At 55.3% G+C, this 557-nt stretch carries 1 protein-coding gene; it reads left to right on the plus strand.

Going from position 1 to position 557, the window contains the following annotated elements; translation table 11 throughout:
- The coding region (locus HV681_RS27705) for a hypothetical protein (protein WP_175126287.1) at positions 1-557 on the plus strand (557 nt) is incomplete at both ends.

Below are 557 nucleotides of genomic sequence, written 5' to 3' on the forward strand. Positions count from 1 at the left end.
AGTTGGATCAAGACTGGCGGCAGCGCCATCGCCGACGATTGGCAGGATGGGTGGTTCAGCAAGGTGCTGTCCTGTTTCGACCTGGGCGCAAAAGAGAACGCGCAAGACTACGAGCGGGTTGTTGCTCACTGCGTTGGTAACCTGACTCACAGCGAAAGTGGTCGATCCACCTACCGAAAGATGTTGTTGGCCCAACCAGAAAAAAGTCCTGTCTGGTTGGCGCTGGGTCACGGCATCCAAGACCTGCACGGCAGCTTCGCCAACCCTCCGCTGCTGAAAAATGTGCTGGACATTGGGGTTGCCGCCTTTGCGCCAATCTTTCAATTCAATGTTTCTTATCCGGCGACTACGTCTTCAGAGGTACTCGTCAACCAGATGCTGTCACAGCTGGGTGATATGAGTTTGCCCGATGCTACGGCCGACAGGATAGTTCGACGATTGCGCCTATTTGCTGAAGTCCGTGTTGGCAGCACGATCGTCACGTACCGCGTGTCCAGCGCTGAGGCGCGCTTTCAATACGCCCAGTTTCATGGTGAGCAACACATGAACACCGAACG

It is taken from the genome of Achromobacter animicus (assembly GCF_902859585.1).
GTDB classification, from domain to species: Bacteria; Pseudomonadota; Gammaproteobacteria; order Burkholderiales; family Burkholderiaceae_B; genus Achromobacter; species Achromobacter animicus.